Source organism: Actinomadura sp. NBRC 104425 (genome assembly GCF_030269545.1).
Classification (GTDB): Bacteria; Actinomycetota; Actinomycetes; order Streptosporangiales; family Streptosporangiaceae; genus Spirillospora; species Spirillospora keratinilytica.
Genome location: NZ_BSTN01000005.1, coordinates 285,525 through 307,349, shown reverse-complemented (window position 1 = coordinate 307,349; position 21,825 = coordinate 285,525). Strand labels below are relative to the sequence as shown.

22 protein-coding genes, 4 tRNA genes and 2 pseudogenes are annotated in these 21,825 nt (G+C 72.3%); 14 read left to right on the top strand and 14 right to left on the bottom strand.

The window, feature by feature from the left end:
* The first annotated feature begins 39 nt into the window (after positions 1–39).
* Positions 40–954 (top strand): FAD:protein FMN transferase, encoded by a 915-nt coding sequence (locus QSK22_RS11195; RefSeq protein WP_352231434.1) that lies wholly within the window; start codon positions 40–42, stop codon positions 952–954.
* 30 nt (positions 955–984) lie between these two features.
* Here QSK22_RS11195 and QSK22_RS11190 read toward each other — a convergent pair whose 3' ends face one another.
* The gene (locus tag QSK22_RS11190; protein WP_285494001.1) at positions 985–3,333 is read right to left on the bottom strand and encodes an ATP-binding protein; all 2,349 of its coding nucleotides are present in this window, start codon (positions 3,331–3,333) and stop codon (positions 985–987) included.
* Positions 3,334–3,551: 218 nt separating this feature from the next.
* Here QSK22_RS11190 and QSK22_RS11185 point away from each other — a divergent pair, with 218 nt between their 5' ends.
* Positions 3,552–4,571, top strand: coding sequence for a GDSL-type esterase/lipase family protein (locus tag QSK22_RS11185; RefSeq protein WP_285494000.1), 1,020 nt, complete (start codon positions 3,552–3,554; stop codon positions 4,569–4,571).
* A 296-nt stretch (positions 4,572–4,867) separates the two neighbouring features.
* Complete coding sequence (locus QSK22_RS11180; RefSeq protein WP_285493999.1) at positions 4,868–5,137, top strand: hypothetical protein; 270 nt, start codon at positions 4,868–4,870, stop codon at positions 5,135–5,137.
* A gap of 57 nt (positions 5,138–5,194) precedes the next feature.
* Here QSK22_RS11180 and QSK22_RS11175 read toward each other — a convergent pair whose 3' ends face one another.
* A complete protein-coding gene (locus QSK22_RS11175; RefSeq protein ID WP_285493998.1) occupies positions 5,195–5,758 on the bottom strand; it encodes a DUF488 domain-containing protein in 564 nt (187 codons plus the stop codon).
* Between the two features lie 327 nt (positions 5,759–6,085).
* On the opposite strand from QSK22_RS11175, the gene QSK22_RS11170 reads away from it, so the two are divergent.
* Entirely contained in the window at positions 6,086–6,517 is a 432-nt protein-coding gene (locus tag QSK22_RS11170) for a DUF6098 family protein (RefSeq protein WP_285494050.1), read from the top strand.
* Between the two features lie 149 nt (positions 6,518–6,666).
* Here the strand turns inward: QSK22_RS11170 and QSK22_RS11165 are convergent.
* From QSK22_RS11165 to QSK22_RS11155, 3 genes are all read right to left on the bottom strand, one after another.
* Positions 6,667–6,741: transfer RNA gene (locus tag QSK22_RS11165), tRNA-Val, on the bottom strand.
* A gap of 33 nt (positions 6,742–6,774) precedes the next feature.
* Positions 6,775–6,845: transfer RNA gene (locus tag QSK22_RS11160), tRNA-Cys, on the bottom strand.
* 25 nt (positions 6,846–6,870) lie between these two features.
* A tRNA-Gly gene (locus QSK22_RS11155) sits at positions 6,871–6,943 on the bottom strand.
* Between the two features lie 142 nt (positions 6,944–7,085).
* On the opposite strand from QSK22_RS11155, the gene QSK22_RS11150 reads away from it, so the two are divergent.
* The 3 genes from QSK22_RS11150 to QSK22_RS11140 are packed head-to-tail and all read left to right on the top strand — an operon-like array spanning position 7,086 to position 9,608.
* The gene (locus QSK22_RS11150) at positions 7,086–7,772 is read left to right on the top strand and encodes an ArsR/SmtB family transcription factor (RefSeq protein WP_285493997.1); all 687 of its coding nucleotides are present in this window, start codon (positions 7,086–7,088) and stop codon (positions 7,770–7,772) included.
* A complete protein-coding gene (locus tag QSK22_RS11145) occupies positions 7,769–8,821 on the top strand; it encodes a chorismate-binding protein (protein WP_285493996.1) in 1,053 nt (350 codons plus the stop codon). The genes QSK22_RS11150 and QSK22_RS11145 overlap by 4 nt, the downstream gene beginning before the upstream one ends.
* Complete coding sequence (locus QSK22_RS11140) at positions 8,796–9,608, top strand: aminotransferase class IV (protein WP_285493995.1); 813 nt, start codon at positions 8,796–8,798, stop codon at positions 9,606–9,608. The genes QSK22_RS11145 and QSK22_RS11140 overlap by 26 nt, the downstream gene beginning before the upstream one ends.
* Positions 9,609–9,882: 274 nt before the next feature.
* Here QSK22_RS11140 and ppgK read toward each other — a convergent pair whose 3' ends face one another.
* Together ppgK and QSK22_RS11130 are read right to left on the bottom strand one after the other, a co-directional pair.
* Positions 9,883–10,719, bottom strand: a complete 837-nt coding sequence (gene ppgK, locus QSK22_RS11135) for a polyphosphate--glucose phosphotransferase (protein WP_285493994.1) — start codon at positions 10,717–10,719, stop codon at positions 9,883–9,885.
* Between the two features lie 94 nt (positions 10,720–10,813).
* Positions 10,814–11,131 (bottom strand): DMT family transporter, encoded by a 318-nt coding sequence (locus tag QSK22_RS11130; RefSeq protein ID WP_285493993.1) that lies wholly within the window; start codon positions 11,129–11,131, stop codon positions 10,814–10,816.
* A 358-nt stretch (positions 11,132–11,489) separates the two neighbouring features.
* On the opposite strand from QSK22_RS11130, the gene sthA reads away from it, so the two are divergent.
* On the top strand, positions 11,490–12,893 hold the full coding sequence (gene sthA, locus QSK22_RS11125) for a Si-specific NAD(P)(+) transhydrogenase (RefSeq protein ID WP_285493992.1): 1,404 nt from the start codon (positions 11,490–11,492) through the stop codon (positions 12,891–12,893).
* 3 nt (positions 12,894–12,896) lie between these two features.
* Here the strand turns inward: sthA and QSK22_RS11120 are convergent, their stop codons facing one another.
* A complete protein-coding gene (locus QSK22_RS11120) occupies positions 12,897–13,319 on the bottom strand; it encodes an SsgA family sporulation/cell division regulator (protein ID WP_285493991.1) in 423 nt (140 codons plus the stop codon).
* Between the two features lie 315 nt (positions 13,320–13,634).
* Between QSK22_RS11120 and QSK22_RS11115 the strand changes: the two genes are divergently transcribed.
* Together QSK22_RS11115 and QSK22_RS11110 are read left to right on the top strand one after the other, a co-directional pair.
* On the top strand, positions 13,635–14,081 hold the full coding sequence (locus tag QSK22_RS11115) for a PGPGW domain-containing protein (RefSeq protein WP_285493990.1): 447 nt from the start codon (positions 13,635–13,637) through the stop codon (positions 14,079–14,081).
* Positions 14,082–14,758: 677 nt separating this feature from the next.
* Positions 14,759–15,055 (top strand): tyrosine-type recombinase/integrase, encoded by a 297-nt coding sequence (locus tag QSK22_RS11110; RefSeq protein WP_285494049.1) that lies wholly within the window; start codon positions 14,759–14,761, stop codon positions 15,053–15,055.
* Positions 15,056–15,112: 57 nt separating this feature from the next.
* On the opposite strand, the gene QSK22_RS11105 is transcribed toward QSK22_RS11110, so the two are convergent.
* Positions 15,113–15,184, bottom strand: a tRNA-Val gene (locus tag QSK22_RS11105).
* Between the two features lie 922 nt (positions 15,185–16,106).
* On the opposite strand from QSK22_RS11105, the gene QSK22_RS11100 reads away from it, so the two are divergent.
* Positions 16,107–16,511, top strand: coding sequence for a hypothetical protein (locus QSK22_RS11100; RefSeq protein WP_285493989.1), 405 nt, complete (start codon positions 16,107–16,109; stop codon positions 16,509–16,511).
* Between the two features lie 42 nt (positions 16,512–16,553).
* Here the strand turns inward: QSK22_RS11100 and QSK22_RS11095 are convergent, their stop codons facing one another.
* Positions 16,554–16,862 (bottom strand): antibiotic biosynthesis monooxygenase family protein, encoded by a 309-nt coding sequence (locus QSK22_RS11095; RefSeq protein ID WP_285493988.1) that lies wholly within the window; start codon positions 16,860–16,862, stop codon positions 16,554–16,556.
* 16 nt (positions 16,863–16,878) lie between these two features.
* A complete protein-coding gene (locus tag QSK22_RS11090; RefSeq protein WP_285493987.1) occupies positions 16,879–17,397 on the bottom strand; it encodes an enoyl-CoA hydratase/isomerase family protein in 519 nt (172 codons plus the stop codon).
* 63 nt (positions 17,398–17,460) lie between these two features.
* Between QSK22_RS11090 and QSK22_RS11085 the strand changes: the two genes are divergently transcribed.
* The 3 genes and pseudogenes from QSK22_RS11085 to QSK22_RS11080 all read left to right on the top strand — a co-directional run.
* Positions 17,461–17,589 carry a hypothetical protein gene (locus QSK22_RS11085; RefSeq protein ID WP_285493986.1) on the top strand — a complete coding sequence of 43 codons (129 nt, stop codon included), beginning with the start codon at positions 17,461–17,463 and terminating at the stop codon, positions 17,587–17,589.
* Positions 17,586–17,822: pseudogene (locus tag QSK22_RS33735) on the top strand (ABC transporter substrate-binding protein); the annotation flags it as partial. The gene QSK22_RS11085 and the pseudogene QSK22_RS33735, both read left to right, overlap by 4 nt.
* Before the next feature lie 82 nt (positions 17,823–17,904).
* Positions 17,905–18,642 (top strand): annotated as a pseudogene (locus QSK22_RS11080) (ABC transporter substrate-binding protein); the annotation flags it as partial.
* A 48-nt stretch (positions 18,643–18,690) separates the two neighbouring features.
* On the opposite strand, the gene QSK22_RS11075 reads toward QSK22_RS11080, so the two are convergent.
* Genes QSK22_RS11075 through QSK22_RS11065 form a run of 3 tightly spaced genes read right to left on the bottom strand, consistent with a single transcriptional unit; the run spans position 18,691 to position 21,821 of the window.
* Positions 18,691–19,638 carry a LysR family transcriptional regulator gene (locus tag QSK22_RS11075; RefSeq protein WP_285493985.1) on the bottom strand — a complete coding sequence of 316 codons (948 nt, stop codon included), beginning with the start codon at positions 19,636–19,638 and terminating at the stop codon, positions 18,691–18,693.
* A 54-nt stretch (positions 19,639–19,692) separates the two neighbouring features.
* Positions 19,693–20,883, bottom strand: coding sequence for an FAD-dependent monooxygenase (locus tag QSK22_RS11070; protein ID WP_285493984.1), 1,191 nt, complete (start codon positions 20,881–20,883; stop codon positions 19,693–19,695).
* Positions 20,880–21,821 (bottom strand): fumarylacetoacetate hydrolase family protein, encoded by a 942-nt coding sequence (locus tag QSK22_RS11065; protein ID WP_285493983.1) that lies wholly within the window; start codon positions 21,819–21,821, stop codon positions 20,880–20,882. The genes QSK22_RS11070 and QSK22_RS11065 overlap by 4 nt, the downstream gene beginning before the upstream one ends.
* Between the last annotated feature and the right edge of the window lie 4 nt (positions 21,822–21,825).

Below are 21,825 nucleotides of genomic sequence, written 5' to 3'. Positions count from 1 at the left end.
CTCCGCGGGACGCGCGTCCCGAGACCCGAGGAGACCATCGTGAACCCGCTGAACCAGCAGGAACGCCCGAGGCTCCGCGATGCCGGCGCGCCCGCGCCGGTATCGCGGAGCTTTCCGCTCTGGGGGGCGACGGCGACGGTGACGGTGACCGAGCCGGACCGCCTCGGCCTCGCCCGCGAGGCCGTCGACCATGTGATCGCCGACATCGACGCCGCCTGCGACGCCTACCGCGGCGGCTGCGACCTGGCCCGGGTGCACGCGGCGGCCGGCCGGCCGGTCCAGGTCGGCGCCACGTTCCACGCGCTGCTGTGGACCGCCCTGCACGCGGCCGAGGTGACCGGGGGCCGGGCCGATCCGCTCGTCCGCGCCCCCAGGGGCGCCTGGCGCTCGATCGTGATCGACGAGCCGCCCGGGTCGGTGCGGCTGCCCGCGGGCGCGACCCTCGACCTGTGGCCCACGGCCAAGCCCTTCGCCGTCGACCGGGCCGCCGAGCTCGCCGCCGGCGAGGCGCGATGCGGAGTGCTCTTCTCGCTCGGCCGCAAGGCCGCGGCCGCGGGGCCGCCTCCCGCCGCCGGCTGGCGGATCCGGGTCACCGAAGACCCCCGCGAAGTGCGGTGCGGCGGCGACCCGCTCGGCCGGGACGTCCTGCTGCGGGCGCCGTGCGGGCTGGCCACCTGCGGCCTGCCGGCCCCGGACCGTCCCGCGTCCGGCGGCCTGAAAGTCGCGCGCCTCGTCGACCGCCTGGCGGGCAGGCGGCCGCGCGGGCCGTGGCGCACGGCCTCGGTCGTGGCCGACAGCTGCGTCGACGCCGGCACGGCGTGCACCGCCGCCCTCGCCCACGGGGATGAGGCCGTCGAATGGCTGCAGTCCATGGGGCTGGGGGCGCGGCTGGTGCACGAGGACGGCTGGGTCCTGACGGTCGGGAACTGGCCCGCCGCCCCCTTCCCGGCGTAGGCCCGCGCGGAGCACTGCGGCCCCGGGCCCTCACCCGGGCGGCGTCTCCTCGCCGGACGTGTGGGCACGGTCCTTGACCCACGCGGCGATCCGGGCGCGGGAACGGAATCCGAGCTTGTCCATGATGTGCTCGATGTGCCCCTCGACGGTGCGCTGGGCGATCACCAGGGCCGCCGCGATGTCCTTGTTGCTCATCCCCTGGGCGACGAGCCCGGCGATCTCCGTCTCGCGGGGCGTCAGCGGTGAGGGCTCCGCCGCGGTGTGCGCCGCGCCGTCCGGGGCCCGCTCCTCCAGCGCGTAGGCGAGCGCCGCCTCGGACGGAAGGTCGGCGCCCCGCCGGACGGCCGTCCGGAAGGCCTGCGCGCCGAGGGCCCGGCGGACGGCGGCCTCGCACTCGTCGTGGAAGTGCACCAGATGCCCGTAACCGGACAGCGGGGCGCCGACCGCCTTCCACACCTTCGCCACGATGCCCAGCAGCCGGGCCGCCCGCCGGTACCGCCCCTCGTCGGCCGCGATCCAGGCCAGCACCTCCAGGTTCACCCCGATGCCGAGCGGATCGTCCAGCGAACGGTTGAACCGCAGGCTCTCCTGCTCCATCGCGGCGGCCCGGCGGGTGTCGCCCTGGCGCCAGACGTCGATACCCAGCGCCATCAACGTGTACGCCCGGTGCCACCCCTCGCCGTGCGCCTCGCACACCGCCAGGCCCTGCTCGCCGATGGCGACGGCGCGCGCCGAGTCGCCCAGGAACGAGTAGGCGAGGGAGAGCCGGACGAGGGCCAGGGCCAGGCCCACCGGGTCGCCGGTGGCGCCGTGCCGGGCCAGCGCCTCCTCGTACCGGGCGATCGCCGTTTTGGGGTCCCAGCGGCACATGGCGATCATCCCGGAGAAGATCGCGACATAGCCGAGCACCGACTGCGACCCCAGCCGCTCGCCGATCGCCCTGCTCTCCCGCAGCATCGCCTCGGCCGGCTCCGGGTCGGCCTGGATGACGGCCAGCCAGCCGTCGGCCCACAGCGCCCGCGCCCGCACCTCGGTCGGCGCGGTGTCGGCGGCCAGCGCCCGGTCCAGCCAGCGGCGCCCTTCGGCCAGGGAGTAGCCGGTGACCCAGTGGTAGAGCAGGTCGGCGGCCATGCCCAGGCCGGTGCCGGCCTCGCCCGGGTGGGTGAGGCAGTACTCCAGGGCGGTGCGCAGGTTGGCGTGCTCGAGCTGCAGCCGGGTGAGCAGCCGGACCTGGCCGGGCCCGAACAGGCGGACGCGCGCCTCGGCCGCCAGATTCCGGTAGTGGTCGCGGTGCCGCCGCGCGACCTGCTCGGCCTCCCCGGACCGGGTCAGGCGCTCGCGGCCGTACTGCCGGAGCGTCTCCAGCATCCGGTACCGGACCGCGCCCGGGTGCTCCTCGGGGATCAGGATCGACTTCTCCACCAGGCCGACGACCAGGTCGACGATGTCCTCGGCGGCGATCCCGCCGCCGGCGCACACCGCCTCGGCCGCCTCCAGGTCCAGGCCGCCGCTGAAGACCGAGATCCGCGCCCACAGCGTGCGCTCCTGCTCGCCGCACAGCGCGTAGCTCCAGTCGATCAGCGCGCGCAGCGTCTGATGGCGGGGCACCGCCGCCGGCGACCCCGTGGTGAGCAGCCGGAACCGGTCGTCCAGCCGTTCCAGCACCTGGTGGACCGACAGTGCCCGCAGCCGCACCGCCGCCAGCTCGATGCCCAGCGGCAGGCCGTCCAGGCGCCGGCAGATGTGCTCCACCGCCTCCCGGTTGCCGTCGGTGACGGCGAATCCCGGCAGCACGGCCTGGGCCCGTTCGGCGAACAGCTGCACCGCGTCCGACGGCCCGCTCCCGTCCGGCCCCGCGTCCGGCAGTGACAGCGGCCGCACGGGGAAGATGTGCTCGCTGACCATCCCCAGCACGTGGCGGCTGGTGGCCAGGATGCGCAGCTCAGGCGCCGCCCGCAGCAGCGCCTTGGCCACGACCGCGCAGTCCCGCAGCAGGTGCTCGCAGTTGTCGAGGACCAGCAGCATCCGCCGGTCCGCCAGGTGCCCGCCGAGCACCTCCAGCGGCGGGCGCGTCGACTGGTCGCGGATGCCCAGGGCCTGGATGACGGTCGGCACCAGCAGTTCGGGCTTCTCCACGCCGGCCAGCTCCACCAGCCACACCCCGTCGGCGAAGGCGCGCTCCAGCGTCGCCGCGACCCGGACGGCCAGCCGCGTCTTGCCCACGCCCCCGGGCCCCGTCAGGGTGACCAGCCGCGACGCCGCCAGCAGGCGCCTGATCTCGGCGACCTCCTGCCGGCGCCCGACAAAGCTCGTCACCTCGGCCGGAAGCCCGGACCTGCGCCGCCGCCGCGTCGAGGTGCCCGACGTCGCTGCAACCATCCCCCGTCCCGGCTGATCAGAATGCGTCGGACCGCTTCGGTACCGACACCCTATGTCCGTGCATTGCCACTTGCATGTGCACGACCAGGGCGAACGCATTGATGGTTCAATCTTGAACGTTGATCGAGCCATGAAAGACGGGCGGCCGCGGGGGCGGTTCGTTGACAGCACCGCGACCGCTCCCCACGATGGGAGCGCTCCCAGCCCTGGAGGTCGCCATGACCAGGTTCCTTGCGCTGCTCGCGACCGGCGTGACGCTGCTGGCGCTGCTGGCGGCACTGCCCGCCGCCCCGTCCCGGGCGGCCGCCGCCGTACGGATCATGCCGCTCGGCGACTCGATCACCGGGTCCCCGGGCTGCTGGCGCGCGCTGCTGTGGAACCGCCTCCAGGAATCCGGCCACACCGACATCGACTTCGTCGGCACCCTCCCCGCCCAGGGCTGCTCGGTGCCCTACGACGGCGACAACGAAGGGCACGGCGGCGCGCTGGTCACCGACGTGGCCGCCCAGAACCTGCTGCCGGGCTGGCTGGCGGCCACCCGCCCGGACATCGTGCTCATGCACTTCGGCACCAACGACGTCTGGAGCAACCGCCCCACCGCGACGATCCTCGACGCTTACACCACGCTGGTCGGGCAGATGCGGGCGAGCAATCCCGCGATGAAGATCCTCGTCGCCCAGATCATCCCGATGAACCCGGCCACCTGCGCCGAGTGCGCCGACCGCGTCGTCGCCCTCAACCAGGCCATCCCGGACTGGGCCGCCGCCAACTCCACCGACGAGTCGCCGATCACGGTCGTCGACCAGTGGACCGGGTTCAGCACCGCCACCGACACCTACGACGGGGTGCACCCCAACGACTCCGGCAACCAGAAGATCTCCGACCGCTGGTACCCCGCCCTGGTGTCCGCCCTCGGAACCGTCACCCCGCCGACCACCCCTCCGCCCGGCGACGTCACCTGCGCCCTGACGATCGCGAACCAGTGGCCGGGCGGCTTCCAGGGCACCGTCACGATCAGCAACGACGGCCCCGCCCTGACCTCCTGGCGCGCCGGCTTCGAACTCGCCTCCACCTGGACGCTCGAGTCCACCTGGAACGGCACGTTCACACGCTCCGGCACCACCGTCACCGTCTCGAACGCCTCGTGGAACGCCGCCGTCCCCACGGGCGGCACCGCGTCCGCCGGCTTCACCGCGACCGGCTCCGGCGCCCTCCCCACCACCTGCGATCCCGCCTGAGGACCTGTCGCGGGGGAGGGCCACTCCGCTCCCAGGCCGCAAGCCGCGCCGCAGGGCACCTTGGCCGGGCGTTTGCCGACGACCGGTTCACACCCGACCCGGTGATCTGTCTCTTGGCCCGTTCCTGACGATCAGCCGGGTCTCCTTTCGGCCGCCGTCGGGGGCCGCGTTTCCGGGCCGCAGGGACGCGCCGAGTGGGCGATTAGTGATGATTTGTCGTGGTATCTAGGGTGATGCCAGATTCATCCGGGTCGATTTCGTCGGCCGTTCCGGCCGGGGAACGGGGGGACGCTGTGATGGTCTCGGTTCTGATCGCCCTGTCGGTGCTCGCGCTGCTGGCCCTGGGCTCGTGGCTGTCCCAGATGGGCAGCGGCGTCGACGTCGAGCTGTGGGAGCGCGGCCGCGAGGCGCTGCGCACGGCCCCACCGGGCGGCGATGCCGGCAGCCGGGACGACCCGCGGACGACGTCCACCGGAAACGTGCGCGTTCTGCCGTCGAAGTTCGAAGACGACCGATTCAGCGAAGACGACGCGGCGATCGCGGACGCACCCGTCCATGCCACCTGAAATCCGCGGACGCCATGGCCCGCGTTCCGCCCCTCTCCACGGTGTCTGTGAAGCGGGTCACAGAAGGGAGGCCTGACCGGCGTCGTACACCAGCAGCCCGTCCTGCCGCACACGGGCAGCGGGGAAGGGAGTGTGGCCGGTCAGGCGCCCGTCGTGCATGAGGTGGGCGACGGGGACGCCGCGGACGAGCACCAGGAAGTCGGCGAGCAGCCGCCGATGGCACCGCCACCAGACGCTCTCGCTGCACATCACCGCCACCGCGCCGGCGTCCTCGTCCGCCCTCCGCATGTCGGCCAGCAGGTCGTCCACGGCGGCCGAGAACTCCCCGGTGCGCATGTGCGCGGCGTATCCGCGGAACATCCCCTCCCGCCACGCCAGGTCGGGGGAGTCCTGCGGCGGCCGCCGGAACCCGCCGAGACGCTTGTCCCAGCGGTAACCGATGCGGTGTTCCGGCATCCGGCGTTCCAGTTCACGGCGCGCCACGTGGGGGTTGCGGCGGCTGCCGGGTGCGGTGCGGATGTCCACGAGCAGCCGTACGCCCGCACCGCCGAGCAGGCTCGTGATCTCGTCCGGCCCCGCGGTGCCGTGCCCGAAGGTGATCAGTGCGTGCCGCGCGTCCACCCTCTCGTCCTACCCGTTCGGTGTCCCCGCGCGCGTCCAAACGCCGCGCCCCCGACGCTGCTGCACCGGCCGAGGGGACGAGCAGGGGTCGGGAGGGCCTGACCGAGGACGGGGTCGTCCTGGAGCACCTGCACGTCCGCGCCGTCGAGCAGTTTCGTGGTCTCGTCCAACCTCGCGGTGGCCGAAGGTGATCAGTGCGTGTCGGCTCGGCGGCGGGGCGGTCGGTTGAGACTTCACAGCGGATGCGGATGAGCCGCCCGCTGGGCGATTCCGCGGTGAGGCGGCAGATGCCGGCGGGGACTGGGTAGGCCAGGGGCGGTGGAGGAGATGCCCGCCGTGACCAGCCTGGACGAGCTGGCGGAGCTGGTCGCGAAGGACGATCGGTTGTTCGTCCGGTGGTCGCGCGGCCCCGAGACGGACGCCGGGGGAAGCAGCCGCGACGAGCTGACCGGCGTGAAGATGCCGGGCCTGTCGGCCAACCCCCTCGCGGTCGAACAGTGGTGGGCGCCGCGCCCGCTCGTGGTGTGGGTGGCCCGGAGGCTGTACGACTACTCGCACCTCAGGCACGAGAAGGGGCACGGGGTGAGGCCGTGGGTCCTGGTGGGGGAGGAGCTGGGACGCGGCCCCGACAACGAACCGCTGGTGCGCTGCGTCCGCCCCGTGGCCTGGATCGACGAGTCCGTGCTGCGCGACGCCGAACGCGTCGTCGCCGAACAGAAGGGCAGGTGGGGCCCGATGCGGCGCCCCAGCGCAACCTAGGCGGCGGCAGCGGACGGGCCGAGGTGGTGCGGCCGCGAGGGGAGCGCCGCCGCCCGCATGCGGATTGCGCGGGATGCCGGGCGCTGGGGGAGCAGCGCGGCCGGAAAACAGAAAGCCCGGGCCGGATCGGAGATCTGGCCCGGGTGGGATGGTGGGCGATACTGGGATTGAACCAGTGACCTCTACCGTGTCAAGGTAGCGCTCTCCCACTGAGCTAATCGCCCGGGACCGTGCTTCCTGGGGAAGTACGGCGCCTGAGGTGGAGACGGGATTTGAACCCGTGTACACGGCTTTGCAGGCCGTTGCCTCGCCTCTCGGCCACTCCACCAGAACGAGACCTGGTGGCCTCCCAGAGCGGAAGACGGGATTCGAACCCGCGACCCTCACCTTGGCAAGGTGATGCTCTACCAACTGAGCCACTTCCGCCTGTCTCGCTTCGGGGCTTCGGCCCCTCGCGGCGACGAGGAAAACATTAGCGTGTCCGGGCCGCTTCCCCAAACTGGAATACGCCGGAGCGCACGGCGACGCTTCGACCTGCATGGACGCGTGGTGGGCATAGCGTGGGGACATGTCCGTTCACGACAGCGACATCGCCCCCGTCGCGGCACTGCCGGCCGACCGGGGCCGCGCGGCGATGCCGACCGCCCTGCTGGACGGGCGGCCGCCGGCGGCGGGGGAGCCGGCGCGGGTGGCGAGAATCAGCGCGCAGACCGCCGGCGCGCATCTGGCCAGGCCGCTGAGCGGCGGGCCGGTGACGGTGGTCAAGCAGGGCAGGCACCGGTACTACCGCCTCCGCGGAAGCGGCGTCGCGCAGGCGGTGGAGGCCCTGACCAGGATCAACCCGCCCCTCGAGGCCGGAAGCCTCGGGCAGGCCGGGGACGCGCGGCGCCTGCACAGGGCGCGGTCATGCTACGACCATCTCGCCGGGGTGGCCGGGGTGACGCTCTTCACCACCCTCATGGACGGCGGCCTGATCGAGGGCGACGGCGTCTACGAGGTCACCGCCAACGGGGAGGAGCGCCTGGAAATCATGGGGCTGGACGCCGCCGGGTTCAGAAGGCGGCGCAGGAGGTTCGCCGGGCACTGCCGTGACCGGACCGAGCGGCGCCCGCACCTGAACGGGGCCCTGCGTGCGGCGCTGCTCGCACCGATGGTCGGGCTTGGCCGGCTCGAACGGGGCCGGACGCGGCACGCGCTGGAGATCACCCGGCAGGGGCGCAGCGGGCCGGCGGACGTGTTCGGGTGCGTGCTGTGAACGAGCCGTTCGCATACGCCGGCGGGATGCTGGCCACCGGGCTCCGGGACGTGACCGGTGACCCCTGCGCGCTGGAGTCGCGCGGGTGGTGGGCGGTCGTCGTCACCTACGAGGGGAAGGTGACCTGCGCGCGGTTCGACACCGTGCGGCCCGCGCCCCACCCGCGCGGGGCCTGGGAGGGTGTGCGGGGGTGGGTGTCGTCGATGGACGAGGACGCCTACGTGCGCGGGGTGCAGACGATCCGCGAGGCCATCGCCGACGGCGTCGTCTACCAGGCGAACCTGTGCCGGGTCCTGTCGGCGCCGATGCGGGCGGACGCCGACATCGCGGGCCTGGGCGCGCGGCTGGCCAGGGGCAATCCGGCCCCGTACGCGATGACGCTCAGGGTGCCGGGGCTTCAGGTGGCGAGCGCGTCGCCGGAGCTCTACCTGTCCAGGGACGGGCGGGTCGCCGAGTCGCGGCCGATCAAGGGCACCGGGCGCACGGAGGCCGATCTGCTGCCCAAGGACCGGGCCGAGAACGTCATGATCGTCGATCTGGTCCGCAACGACCTGGGGCGGGTGGCGGAGACCGGCGGCGTGACCGTCCCGGAGCTGTGCGCCGTCGAGGAGCATCCGGGGCTGGTGCATCTGGTGTCGACGGTGCGGGCCAGGCTGGCGCCGGGACAGGGGTGGCCGGAGTTGCTGGAGGCTACCTTTCCTCCCGGTTCGGTGACGGGCGCGCCCAAGTCGAGTGCGCTGAGCTTGCTGGATGCGCTCGAACCCGTGCCCCGCGGCCCGTACTGTGGGGCCGTCGGCTGGGTGGACGCGGACTCCCGGCGCGGGGCTCTGGCAGTGGGCATCCGGACCTTCTGGGCGGAGGACGGGCGGCTGTGCTTCGGCACCGGGGCGGGAATCACCTGGGAGTCCGATCCACGACGTGAATGGCAGGAGACCGAGCTGAAGGCGGCTCGGCTGTTGGAGGTGGCTTCCGGTGTCCGCGGAGCGAGCGACAGGCCAGGCGAACGAGCAGGCGAAGGTATGGGTGAACGGGGAACTGCTCGAACCTGACCAGGCGCGCCTGTCGGTCTTCGACCACGGCGTGCTGGTCGGGGACGGGGTGTTCGAGACGGTCAAGGCGACTCGGGGCGAGCCGTTCGCGCTGACCCGGCACCTGCGGCGGCTGGCCCGCTCGGCGGCCGGGCTGGGCCTGCCCGAGCCCGACCAGGACATGCTCGCGCAGGCGACGCTGGAGGTGCTCAACGCCGCGCCGAAGTGGCCGCTGGCGCGGATCCGCATCACCTACACCAGCGGGCCGGGACCGCTGGGGTCCGACCGCGGCTCCCAGGGGGCCACCGCGGTGGTCGCCGTGGCCCCGCAGAAGCCGTTCCCGGCGACGGCGGACGTCACGGTGGTGCCGTGGCCGCGCAACGAGCGGGGCGCCCTGTCCGGCCTCAAGACCACCTCGTACGCGGAGAACGCGATGGCCCTGGCGTACGCCAAGGAACGCGGCGGCGGCGAGGCGATCTTCGGCAACACCGCCGGGAACCTGTGCGAGGGCACCGGCACCAACATCTTCCTGGTGCGCGGTGGGCGGCTGCTCACCCCGCCGCTGTCGGCGGGCTGCCTGGCGGGGGTGACGCGGGCGCTGGTGCTGGAGTGGTACGGCGCCGAGGAGGAGGACGTCCCGCTGGAGGACCTGTACCGGGCCGAGGAGGCGTTCCTGGTCTCCACCACCCGCGACGTGCAGCCGATCCGCGCCGTGGACGGCACCGAGCTGCCCGCCGCACCGGGCCCGATCACCGCGAAGGTCATGGAGGTGTTCGCGGCGCGCAGCGCCGAGCTCATGGATCCGTGACGCGGTCCTGGAGGCGGGCCGGATCCGGCAGGTCGGCCCGCCGCCCCAAGCGTTTCCGGCGCTCGGCGGACCTGTTCGTCGCCTCGTTACCCGGCTCGCCTATGCCGGACGCCCGGGCGCGCGGGGCGGGGCGTCGCGACCCGGCGCCCACGACGGCCGTCTACCGCGGGGCGACGCGTGCCGGCCTGCGGGGACGCCCCGGGGAGGCGCACACCGCCGACGGCGGCGCGGTGCCCCTGCCGGCACGCCCCGGGGAGATCGCCGCCGTGCGGGTTCACGGCGCCGCGTGATCGCCCCGGGCGGCCTGCCGGGCGGTGTGGAAGGCGGCGGGCTGGTCGATCAGGCGGCCGCGGCGGCGCACCGCGGCCGCACCGTCCGCGGCCGCCATCGCGGCGCCGACGATCCCGGCGTCGTTCACCAGCGCGGCGGGCACGACCGGCGCCCGCACCCCCTTGAGCAACGGCACGAACTTGTCGGACTTCTTCGACACCCCGCCGCCCAGCACGATCAGCGACGGGGAGAGCAGCGCCTCCAGGCGGCGCAGGTACCGCGAGAGCCGGTGGGCCCACTTGTCCCAGCTCAGCCCCTCCTCGTCGCGGACCCGGGCGGACGCCCGCGACTCGGCGTCCCTGCCGTTGATCTCCAGATGGCCGAACTCGGTGTTCGGCACGAGCACGCCATGGGTGAACAGCGCACTGCCGATGCCGGTGCCGAGCGTCAGCACCACCACCGTGCCGTCCGCGCCGCGCCCGGCGCCGTGCCGCATCTCGGCGATGCCCGCGGCGTCGGCGTCGTTGACCACCGTCACGTCCCGTCCGGTCGCCGCGGCGAACAGGTCCTGCGCGTGCAGGCCCAGCCACTTGCGGGACACGTTGGCCGCCGACAGCGTCACCCCGTCGGCCACGACGCCAGGGAAGGTGACCCCGACCGGGCCCGTCCACCCGAAATGGCCGACGATCTCGGCCAGCACCCGCGCGACCGGCTCCGGTTCGGCCGGGTGCGGGGTCTCGATGCGCAGCCGTTCGGCGGCGAGCACGCCCCGCTCCAGATCGACGGGCGCGCCCTTGATGCCGGAGCCCCCGATGTCGATGCCCAGCAGCCGCGTGCCCATGGCCTCAGCCCCGCTCCCGTAGGTCGGCCGACCGTCTGCTGACAGCATGCCCAGGTCGGGACCGGGTTAAAGGATCGTCCAGGACGCGTTCCGCTCACCCGTCGACGGCCCGCAGGCCGATGACGCCGACGAGGATCAACGCCAGGAACACCAGGCGCTGCGGGCTGACGCTCTCGCCCAGGGCGACGATGCCGGCGACCGCGACGCCGAACGCGCCGAGGCCCACCCACACCGCGTAGGCGGTGCCGACCGGCAGGTCGCGCAGCGCCACCGACAGCACGACGACGCTGAGCAGGCTGACCGGCAGCGCCACCAGGCTCGGCCACAGCCGGGTCAGGCCGTCCGACTGCTTGAGCGCGGTCGCCCAGACCAGTTCCATGGCCGCCGCGACGACCAGCAGCAACCAGGCCACGCAAGCTCCTCCTTCAGGACGTCCGCCGGGTCGGGGCACGGCCTGCGGGGCGGCGGCGACGGGTCGGCCCTCGCGCGCCGCCCGACGCGCGGTTCGACGACGGCTTCTGCGAGTCGTACCGCACGCACCTGGAGACCCTGACCGCACCGTCCGCCGACGGCGCTGGCCGCCGGCCTGTTCCGGCGCCGCCGCACCCGCGGCATGAGCCTAAAGCGTGTCAAGGCGGGCCTGGACGACCTGGTCGCGGGCCTGACCGCGCCCTGAACCGCCCCGGCAGCATCCCGACATCCCGTGACACGATCGGAAACGTCCCGGCAAAGGGCTTATGAGACGCCCGGCGGCCCGCCACACTGGGGCCGTGAGCGATTTCGATCTGCTGGTGCTCGGCTCGGGCCCCGGAGGACAGCGCGCCGCGATCGCCGCGGCCAAGCTGGGCCGGCGGGTGGCGATCGTCGACCGGCGCACCATGCTCGGCGGCGTGTGCATCAACACCGGGACGATCCCGTCCAAGACCCTCCGCGAAGCGGTCCTCTACCTCACCGGGCTCAACCAGCGCGAACTGTACGGGCAGAGCTACCGGGTCAAGGAGGACATCACGGTCGCCGACCTGGGCATGCGGACCCAGCACGTCATCGGCCGCGAGGTGGACGTGATCCGCAGCCAGCTGGCGCGCAACCACGTCACGGTCCTGACCGGCACCGGCCGCTTCCTCGATCCCCACACCGTCGGGGTGAGCGACGGCGACGGCCGCGAGCACAAGGTGACCGCCGACCGGATCGTCATCGCCACGGGCACCCGTCCCGCCCGCCCCGACAGCGTCGAGTTCGACGACCGCACCGTGATCGACTCCGACGGCATCCTCCGCCTGGAGCGCATCCCCGAGACCATGGTCGTGGTCGGCGCCGGGGTGATCGGCATCGAGTACGCCTCGATGTTCGCCGCGCTCGGCACCAAGGTCACCGTGGTGGAGCGGCGCGAGCGGATGCTGGAGTTCTGCGACTTGGAGATCGTCGAGGCGCTCAAGTACCACCTGCGCGACCTGGCCGTGACGTTCCGGTTCCGCGAGACCGTCGCCTCGGTGGAACGCCGCCGGGACGGCGCGATCACCGTCCTGGAGAGCGGCAAGCGCATCCCCGCCGACACCGTGATGTACTCGGCGGGCCGGCACGGCATGACCGACGACCTCGACCTGGAGGCCGCCGGGCTGGCCGCCGACGCGCGCGGCCGCATCGCGGTGGACGGCGACTACCGCACCGAGGTCCCGCACATCTACGCCGTCGGCGACGTGATCGGATTCCCCTCGCTGGCCGCCACCTCCATGGAACAGGGCCGGCTGGCCGCGCACCACGCCTGCGGGGAGCCGGTGTCCGGGCTGGACGAGCTGCAGCCCATCGGGATCTACACCGTCCCGGAGATCAGCTTCGTCGGCCGCACCGAGGACCAGCTGACCGAGGCCAAGGTGCCGTTCGAGGTGGGCGTCGCCCGCTACCGGGAACTGGCCCGCGGCCAGATCATCGGCGACTCCCACGGGATGCTCAAGCTCCTGGTCTCGCCCGAGGACCGGTCGCTGCTGGGGGTGCACGTCTTCGGGACGGGGGCCACCGAGCTGGTGCACATCGGGCAGACCGTCATGGGCTGCGGGGGAACCGTGGACTACCTGGTCAACGCGGTGTTCAACTATCCGACGCTGGCCGAGTCCTACAAGGTGGCGGCGCTGGACGCCATGAACAAGATGCGGCACATCGCCCGGCTCAGCCAGTGACCGTCACGACGACCACAGCAGGTTCTCCAGCTCGGCGTCGATGTCGATGAACTCCGGCTCCCGCCCCGCCGGGACCACCTTGTAGGTGCGGTGCAGGAAATCGGCCAAGGGGGACAGGGGAACCAAGAACCGGGCGTTCCCGAACGGCGAGGACAGCGCCAGGTTCAGTGTGCCGTCGTCCTCGTCCGGCCCGGCCGGCCACACCTCCACGTCGCCGTCGCCCGCCCGCCGTACGATGCCCACCGTCAGCAGCTCCCGTGCGAAAATCCATTCCACCGGTTCGCCGTCGCCGACGTGGAAGGCCATGCGGATGGCGTACGGGTCGTCGGCCGCGTACTCCAGCCCGGCCAGCAGGGGCACGGTCGTGCGGTCGGGGACGACGAGTCGGAGGCCCAGCTCGGCCGAGACGGTGGTACTGCTGTTCATGGCCATTCCTTCGGACGTCGGTCCCGCTCGCACGCGGGCGTTCCCGGTCGGAGTTCACTCCACCAACGGACATCCCCGCGATCTATGACGCGTAACTGGGCGAGCGTAGGGGAACATTCCGTTCCCGTGGCCGGTTGTGACCCACCTCACGCTCCGTGACCAAGCCTCTGACCTGGGCAAAGTGGATCACGACGCCCTGGGGGCGGTGCTCGGACGGTGCCGTCGGCGGATCTGCGACCATGGAGGGGGCCTTAATGAACGCCGAAATCGGATCTGCGGGCCGAGACGACCGCCACCGTGTCCTAGGGTAATAAGATGGCAATTAATCAAGAAAAGGACGTCCCGCCCTCGCCGGTAGAGGGAGTGGCGGAGAAGCCGGGGCGCTTCGCGCGGTTCCGGGCGTTCATCCGCCGCAACCCGCTGCTCCACACCACCTGGCGCATCGGGGTCTTCACCGTCGGGGCGACGGTCCTCCTCGGGGGCCTGGTGATGATGATCACCCCCGGACCGGGCATCCTGGGCATCGTCGTCGGCCTGGCCATTCTGGCCACGGAGTTCGCCTGGGCCCAGCGCGCCCTGCACCACGCCCGCCAGGCCGCCGAACGCGCCAAAGAGAAAGCCCTTGACCCGCGCACCAAACGCCGCAACACCATCCTCGCAGTCATCTGCGGCGTTCTCGCCGGCGCGGCCGTCATCGCCTACCTGACGGTCTACGGCTTCAACCTTCCTTGGAACGTCAATGACCTGACCCCCTGGAAGTAACTCCGCAGCGTCCCCCGACCCCGCTAACCCCCTATCCCTTGGCGGCACCGCCTAACCCGCCACCACTCCCTGCGCCGCTGCGCCTTCCTCAACGCGCAGCGCCCCTCCCTCCCCCTCGAACCCCGCGCCGTTTCAGTCGCGCCCATGCTGCCCACCCCCACGCATGCACCCTCCACCCCTGCCCGACCGCCGGCCGCCGCCAGACCCGCCGCCGTCCGGGCCCCGCGTGCGGCCTCTCCCTCCGCCTGACCATCGACCGCAGACCGCCGTCAGGCCCGGTCGTCCGCCGCCACATCCGCGCGTCCGGCCCCCGTCGTGCCTTGTCTGCCTCCGTCTGGCCATCGACCGCTGATCGCTGACAGGCCCGCGTCGTCCCCAAGTCGTCCGGCCTTCCCGCGTACGGGTTCCAGCTCCGCCTGACGAGCGAACCCCTGACCCCGACGGACCCATGTGGTCTGGCGCCGCTTCGGCGTCGTCCGGCCCGCGTCGTGCGGTGTTTGTCTCCGCCCGGCCATCGGGCGTTGGCCGTCGACGGGCTCGTGTTGTCCGGCACCGGATCCGCGTCGTCCGGGCCGGACGCGGTTTCTGGCTCCGTCTAACCGCCCGCGGCCCTACGCAGCCAGCGCGAACGCCAGGAAGCAGCCCGCGCCGCGGCGAGCACATGGCACGACCCGGGCCTGGTGTTCGCCTCCCAGACCGGCACAGAGCTTGACGCGGCCAATGTCCGCCGTGCGTTCCGGCGGATCGTCAAGGCGGCCGGACTCGACCCCAAGGACTGGACACCGTGCGAGCTGCGGCACAGCTTCGTATCGCCGCTGTCCGACTACGGCGTCCCGCCGGAGAGGATCGCGCGCCTCTGCGGGCGCAGCGGCACCGGGGTGACCGAGCTCGTCAACCGTCATCAGATCCGACCCGTCATCGATGACGGCGCCACCGTGATGGATCAGGTCTTCCTCGCCGAGCGGGAGCCGTAGTCACCCGGTTACACTCAAGGCCCCAGCTCGAAGATCGAACTGAGGCCCTGACCTATGTGGGCGATACTGGGTTCGAACCAGTGACCTCTTCGGTGTGAACGAAGCGCTCTCCCGCTGAGCTAATCGCCCCGGCGGTTCGGCCTTGCGGCGTTCCCGACGACGGAAAGACTAGCGCATCTTGGGGGTTGTTCGCGCATCGGAACGGAGATCGGCCGGGCGGACGAGGGTGGAGGGCTGCGCTCGGCAGGGGTGCGCGGGCAGCGAAGTCCCTGGTCAGCGTGGGTGACGGCGGGGCGCGGGGGTACCCGCCGAGGCCGGAAAGAAAGATCGTCGAGCGCCGCCGAAGGCGGGCGCAGCAACGGGTCTGGCGGGGCAGGTGCTGCACGCCGCGGTGACCTCTCCGTGGTGCTACGTGGGCCTGTTCGGGTTCGCGGACCACGCTCCCGAGGGCCACGCCGAGGCAGATATGCGGGCGTCGACCGGTGGCATGCGTGGAAGGTGTGCCGTGAGGCGCTGATTGATCGAGTGGGGGTGGGAGACCTTCGCCGCCGTCCTGTCGCAGCAGGGCGGTGAAGCCGGGGGCAGTCTGGTCCGGGAGGTGCCGGGTCGGGGGGCAAGCGGCCCCGACAAGGCCGGGACGTGTCAGTACCGCCCGATGCTGCGGGTTCGGCAAGCGAGACGGAGAGGTATACGTAAGGAATCGGTGGGGATCGGAGCTTTGCCGGCGCGGCTGTCAAGAGGAATCGTGTTGCGACGTCCGCCAGTTGATCGATGAAGGTGGCGTCGTCGGTCGCGGGGGCAGCGAATCCGGGGCCGTAGGCGACGCGGATCACCAGGGTCGAGAAAATGGTGTTGTAGCAGGTGCGGACGGCCTCTTCAGGCGTCGTGAGATATGTGGTCGCGGTGCATGAGCACGAGTGAGGCATAGTCATGGCAGCTCAAAACACCGTTTCACGGTGAATCCACCCCAGGTGCGACGAGGTTTCGACGCGCGCCCTTCGCGGCGTTTCCCACCCCCGTGCCTTCCCTTGCTGCGACGTGGAGTGTCCCCATGCCCGAATCCGTGTCCGCGCCGCCTGCCGCGAACTCCGAAGACGGACCGACCGACGGTTCGCCGCCCTCGGGGGCGGCGAACCGCCTGCGTGTGGTGTTGCTGATGGCGGGTAGTTGCCTGCCGATTCTGGGCGCAGTGCTCATCGCGCCTGTCCTGCCGAAGATGCAGGACGCCTTCGGTGACACCGGTGCCGCCGCCGACCGGGGCCGTGGGACGGGCCTGTGGATGGCGGCGTTCTTCACGGGCGAGTTCGCCTGCCCGCTGCTCCTACTCGCCGGCGAAGCCGCAGTCGGCACGCTGGCGGCGTCGGTCGGCCTGCTCGCTGCGGCGACAGGTGTGGTCGCCACCGTACTGCTGCTCCTGTCCCGCCGCGCGGTCCTGGCGTCCGCCTCTTTGGAATGAGCCGGTGACGCCGCCGGCGAGTCCGGAGACTCGCCGGCGGCTTCAGTTGAAGTGATCGAGGTCGGGTTCCGCCTCGTAGTGGGTGACGACGGGAGCGGACGCGAAGAACTCGCCCACGGCGCCGCGCCATTCCCGGAACAGCGGTGATTGCCTGAAGTCGACGGTGTGGGACTCGAGCGTCTCCCAGCCGACGAGAAGAAGGTAGGTGCCGGGGTTTTCGATCTGGCGGACGAGCCGGGCCCACCGGTAGCCGGCGGCCTGGGCGATGGCGCGGTGGCCGCGCGTGAAGGCCTCCTCGAACTCCTTTTCGCGTCCGGGGACGATGCTGAGCTCGGCGTGCTCGACGACCATGGGTTCCTCCAGGTGATCAGTGAGCCTCAGTAAATCGCGGTCGGCGCTTGTCGGTGAAGGCGGCCACCCCTTCGGCGTGTTCGGGGCTGCGGGCCGCGGTGCCTTGGGCGTCGGCTTCGGCTGCGATGACGTCGGCGACGGGGGAGTGGGCGGCCAGGCGGAAGACGCGCTTGGTCAGCGCGAACGCTGTCGCGGGTCCGTCGGCCAGGGCATCGGCGCGGGCCTGGGCCTCGGCGGCGAGATCACCGGCGGGGACGACCGCGTTGATCAGACCGAGGTCGAGAGCCTCCCGTGCGTCCAGAGGACGTCCGGAGGTGGCGAGCTCGTAGGCGCGGGCGTGGCCGAGCGTGCGGACCAGCACGCTGGACAGGCCGGTGTCGGGGACGAGGCCCACGTTGCCGAAGGCGCAGGTGAAGCGGGCTTCTTCGGCCGCGAGGACCAGGTCGCAGACCAGGGCGAGCCCCATCCCGGCGCCGACGGCGAGGCCGTTGACCGCCGCTACCACCGGCTTCCTGTACTTCGCGCCCCGCGGCATCGTCCATCTCGTACGCACGGGCCTGGCCCGCCTGGGCGCGCGCCGAACCGAAGGGAGGCCCGCATGAGGCACCCGCGACGGCTTCGGACATCCCTGCTGCGTCCGGTCGCCCTGCTCTGCGCCGCCGCGACCGCGCTCAGCGGCTGCACCTTCCGCTGGAACGCGCAGGCCGGGGGCGCGGCGACATCGTGATCGGCGCCAGCCTCGCCCTGTCCGGGCCCTTGGCCGCCACCGGCGTCGTCGGCTCCGGGGCGCAGGCCTACTTCGCACGCGTCAACGCCGAGGGCGGCGTCAACGGACGCAAGATCGAGTTCAAGGTCCTCGACGACGCCTACGACACCTCGCGGCTGACCGCCAACATGCGCCGGCTCGTCGAACAGGAACACGCGACGCTCGTGCTGTCGTTCGGCGGCGCGGCGATCTCCACTCGCCCCTACCTCGGCCAACGCAAGGTCCCGCTGATCGCCTTGGCCGGGCAGACCCCGTTCAGCGACGTCCGGAGCTTCCCCTTACGCCCGTGCCTGGTGGCCGGACATCGCCGTCGAGGGAAGGGTCGCCGGCTCGTTCCTGAAGAACCGGTTCCCCGGAGCGAAGGCCGGGCTGCTCGGTCTCAACAACGACCTCACTGCCAGCCAGGCGAGCGGGCTGCGCGCGGCGGGTCTGACGCTCACCAAGACGATCAAGGTCGCGCCGAGCGTCGTCGACCTCGGCCCGCAGGTGAACGAGCTGCGCGGCGCGGGCGTCGACGTGCTGTTCCTGTCGGTCGGCGGCGCGGCGCAAAGCGCGGTGCTGCGGCTGATGGACCAGGTCGGCTACCACCCGAAGATCATGCTTTACAGCGCGCAGAGCGACTACACCAGCACCCTTACGCCCGCCGGGCCGGCGGCCAAGGGCGTCTTCACGACGCAGTGGGCCAAGGACCCGTCCGACCCGCGCTGGGCGGCCGACCCGGCCGTCCGCCAGTTCAAGAAGGACATGGCCGAGTACGGGCACGCCGCCGACAGCGGCAAGCTCCTCGCGCTCAACGGCTACGGCGCGGCCGCCGCCGTCGTCGCCGCGCTGCGCGGGGCTCCCTCTCTCGACGGGAAGGGCTTCCTCGAAGGCTGGGACGGACTGCACGGTGCCGTCGATCCCGCGCTGCTGCCCGGGATGTCGCTGAACGGCGGCTCGGACGGCAGGCTCGTCCGCAGCTACCGCGTCCAGCGGTTCGACGGCCGCACCTGGCGGTTCGAGGACCCGTCCTGACGACGACGTGATCGAGGCCGGGGCCGCGACGAGGCGGCCCCGGCCCTTTCACGGCTCTGCCCGGCCGCTGGAGCCGTCCGGCTCGCCTTGCAGTGCGCGGCCTTGCTCGATGAGCAGGTCGATGAACCAGCGGTGGCCGGGGTCCAATTGGCGGACGGGATGCCACCACGCGGTCTCGGTGAACGGCGGGAGCGCGGAAGGGAGGTCCAGGTCGCGCAGCTGGTGGTCGGGGTGCCGGCGGATCAACCGCTCGTGGCACAGGACGAGCAGGTCGGTGCCCACCACCAGCCGCCCCAAGACGGCGAAGTTCTCGACCCGGACGGCGCAGTGCCGGTCGATGCCGAGGGCCGCCAGGCCGGCGTCGGCGGGCGACGCCATGAGCGGTTGCCGGAACGGCATCACCCATCGTGCGCGTGCGGCGTCCTCGCGGGTGAGGCGGTCGGCGACCGAGTGGTTGCCGCGCCAGGTCACGCAGATCCAGCGGTCGCTGTAGAGTTCGGCGCTCAACGCCTCCGGCACGGAGAACAGGCCACGCGGAGCGATGAGGACGTCGATGTCGCGCAGCGTGGTGAGCGGGTCGTTCACCACGGCCTGGTCAATGCCCCGGAAGTCCAGGCTGACCCCCGGGGCCGCCCGGGCGACGGCGGCGACCAGCCGTGGCCCGAGCACGCTGAGCACGGCGTCGGAGCACTGGACCACGAACCGGCGCTCGGCCGCGGCGGCGTCGAACCGCGGCTGGGCGTCCAGCAGCCGCTGCAGATCGTCCAGCATCCGCCCGAGCTGGTCGTAGAGCCCCTGCGCCAGCGGTGTCAGGACGTACTGGCCGCCTTCCCGTTGCAGCAGCGGGTCGTTGAAGTGCCGCCGCAGCCGGCCGAGCGCCGCGCTCGTCCCCGGCTGGCTCATGCCGAGCCGCTCGCCGGCCCGGGTCACGTTGCGCTCTTCGAGCAGGGCGTGCAGGACCACGATGAGGTTCAGATCGAGGCTGGGCAGGTGCACCGTGGGTCCTTACGAGTCATGCGTGGGCGGCCGGCGGGCCGCCGGCCGCCCACGTCAATCATCCTCGTCGATCATCCTCGGGTGGACGCCGGGTCCGGCGCGATTCAGTACGGCCGGGCAAGGCGAGCGTGCGCGGCCGGGATCGGAAGTTCCAGCAGCTTCAGGTCTCCCGGAAGACGCCTTGCCCTGCTCTTGCCGCATGAGCTCGGCGGAGTAGTCCTGGACGAGCCCGGCCCGCGGGATGCGGCGCTTCCACCAGGCGTCGAGGGCCTCGGCCACGGACGTGGCGCGTTCCAGCTCCTGGGCCAGGACGACGGCGTCCTCCGCGGCCATCGCCGCCCCCTGCGCCATATGCGGGCTGGTCGCGTGCGCGGCGTCGCCGCCGATGAGGACGCGGCCGCGATACCACGGCTCGTCCAAGGTGACCTGCTCGATGGGCCCGTGCGCGGCCGAGTTCTCCTGCGAGATGTGCTTGGCGAGCCCGCCGATCCAGCCGCCGAACTCCTGCAGCATGGCGCGCATCTGCGCGGCGATGCGCGAGGGAGTCGTTTTTTGCTGGACGGATTCCTCGGGCGCGACCAGCGCGATGTAGCTGTCATCCGCACTGAGCGGTATCAGCGTGGCCTTGACGTTCCCGGCGAAGGCGTAGACGACCCCGTCAAGTTCCGGAGGGCGGGGCAGGCTGATGCGCCAGACCGAAAAACCGGTGAGCCGAGGTTCGTACCGGTCCCCGAACAGGTACCGGCGGGCGGCGGAGCGGATGCCGTCGAAACCGGCGACGAGGTCGTAGCGGCCCGGCGCGGGCGTATCGCGGCCGGTGAAGGTGACCTCGACTCCGTCGTCGTCATCCCGGAGGGCCGCGGTGGTCGCGTCGTGATACAGCCGAGCGCCCGCCTTCGCGGCCGCGTCCAGCAGGACCCGGCACAGTTCGCGCCGCTGGATCCCGTTGTTGCGCGCGGGCAGGCCAGGGGCCGGGGGAGGTGGGATCTCGGCCAGCACCGTCCCGTCCGCGCTGATCATGCGCAGGTCGTCCCACTGGTAGCCGGCGGCGAGGCAGTCGTCCAGGACGCCGATCTCCTCCATCGCCCGCAGGGCGTTGGACGGCTGGTTGAGCCCGACGCCGAGCACCGATCCGGCAAGGCGGCGTTCGACGACGTCGACCTCGACGCCGCGCCGGGCGAGGGCGGTGGCGGCGACGAGCCCGCCGATGCCGCCGCCCTGCACGAGGACACGATCAACGATCACGACGATGCTCCCTGGGTGATGCGGCGCCGGGCCGGCGGGATGGGGACGGGCGCACGGCCGGCGACGATCCGGTTCTCGACGTGCCCGAGTTCTTCGACATCGATGCGGACGACGTCGCCCGGCGACAGCCAGGCCGGCGCGGCGTCGCCCCGGGTGCGCTTGAGTTCGGCGATGCAACCGGTACCGCAGGTCCCCGAGCCGAGGACGTCACCGGGCCGGACGACGGTGCCCCGCGAGGCATAGGCCACCAGATCGGCGAACGACCACGACATGTTGGCCGTGGTGTCGCCGCCGGTACGGACCCCGTTGAGGCGCACCTGCGTCCGCAGCGCGAGCCGTCCGTCCTCGATCCGATCGGCCAGCTCGTCGGCGGTGACGAGCCAGGGGCCGAGGGTGGTCGCCGAGTCCTTCGACTTCGACGGCCCCATCGGCTGCTTGAACTCCCGTTCCTGCAGGTCGCGCGCGGACCAGTCGTTCATGATCGTGTAGCCGAGGATGTGGCCGGCGGCGTTGTCCGGGGACAGGTCACAGCCGGCGCGGCCGATGACCGCGGCCACCTCCAGCTCGTAATCGAGCTGACGGGCCCCGGGCGGAATGGCGACGGTTGCGTAGGGCGCGACGATGGCGGCGGGATTGGAGAAATAGAACAGCGGCTCTTCGTACCACTCCTCGGGCACCCCGCCCGCCAGGGCGTCGATGTGCCTTTCGTATGTGAGGAAGTCCCGCACGCTCGGCGGCTGCAGCAGCGGCCCGAAGGACGCCTCTTCGATCGGGACGGCGTCGCCGGTGCGGGCGCGGCGCGCCACGTCTTCCAGCGCCTCATTCCCGCCCTGGATGACGTCCAGCAGTGTCGTGCCGGGGGCGAGCAGCCGGACGACGTCGCCGTCCAGCACGCCGACCTGGGCTCCTTCGCCGGTCAGCAGGGTGGTCAGTCGCATAGCG

What these genes read in the sequence shown, in the direction of transcription:
- QSK22_RS11120 (WP_285493991.1), bottom strand. Translation starts at nt 13,319, where the DNA reads ATGAACAGCAGTACCACCGTCTCGGCCGAGCTGGGCCTCCGACTCGTC.
- QSK22_RS11085 (WP_285493986.1), top strand. Translation starts at nt 17,461, where the DNA reads ATGAGGCACCCGCGACGGCTTCGGACATCCCTGCTGCGTCCGGTCGCC.
- QSK22_RS11180 (WP_285493999.1), top strand. Translation starts at nt 4,868, where the DNA reads ATGGTCTCGGTTCTGATCGCCCTGTCGGTGCTCGCGCTGCTGGCCCTG.
- QSK22_RS11065 (WP_285493983.1), bottom strand. Translation starts at nt 21,821, where the DNA reads ATGCGACTGACCACCCTGCTGACCGGCGAAGGAGCCCAGGTCGGCGTG.
- QSK22_RS11090 (WP_285493987.1), bottom strand. Translation starts at nt 17,397, where the DNA reads ATGCCGCGGGGCGCGAAGTACAGGAAGCCGGTGGTAGCGGCGGTCAAC.
- ppgK (WP_285493994.1), bottom strand. Translation starts at nt 10,719, where the DNA reads ATGGGCACGCGGCTGCTGGGCATCGACATCGGGGGCTCCGGCATCAAG.
- QSK22_RS11150 (WP_285493997.1), top strand. Translation starts at nt 7,086, where the DNA reads ATGTCCGTTCACGACAGCGACATCGCCCCCGTCGCGGCACTGCCGGCC.
- QSK22_RS11170 (WP_285494050.1), top strand. Translation starts at nt 6,086, where the DNA reads ATGCCCGCCGTGACCAGCCTGGACGAGCTGGCGGAGCTGGTCGCGAAG.
- QSK22_RS11185 (WP_285494000.1), top strand. Translation starts at nt 3,552, where the DNA reads ATGACCAGGTTCCTTGCGCTGCTCGCGACCGGCGTGACGCTGCTGGCG.
- QSK22_RS11100 (WP_285493989.1), top strand. Translation starts at nt 16,107, where the DNA reads ATGCCCGAATCCGTGTCCGCGCCGCCTGCCGCGAACTCCGAAGACGGA.
- QSK22_RS11115 (WP_285493990.1), top strand. Translation starts at nt 13,635, where the DNA reads ATGGCAATTAATCAAGAAAAGGACGTCCCGCCCTCGCCGGTAGAGGGA.
- QSK22_RS11190 (WP_285494001.1), bottom strand. Translation starts at nt 3,333, where the DNA reads ATGGTTGCAGCGACGTCGGGCACCTCGACGCGGCGGCGGCGCAGGTCC.
- QSK22_RS11095 (WP_285493988.1), bottom strand. Translation starts at nt 16,862, where the DNA reads ATGGTCGTCGAGCACGCCGAGCTCAGCATCGTCCCCGGACGCGAAAAG.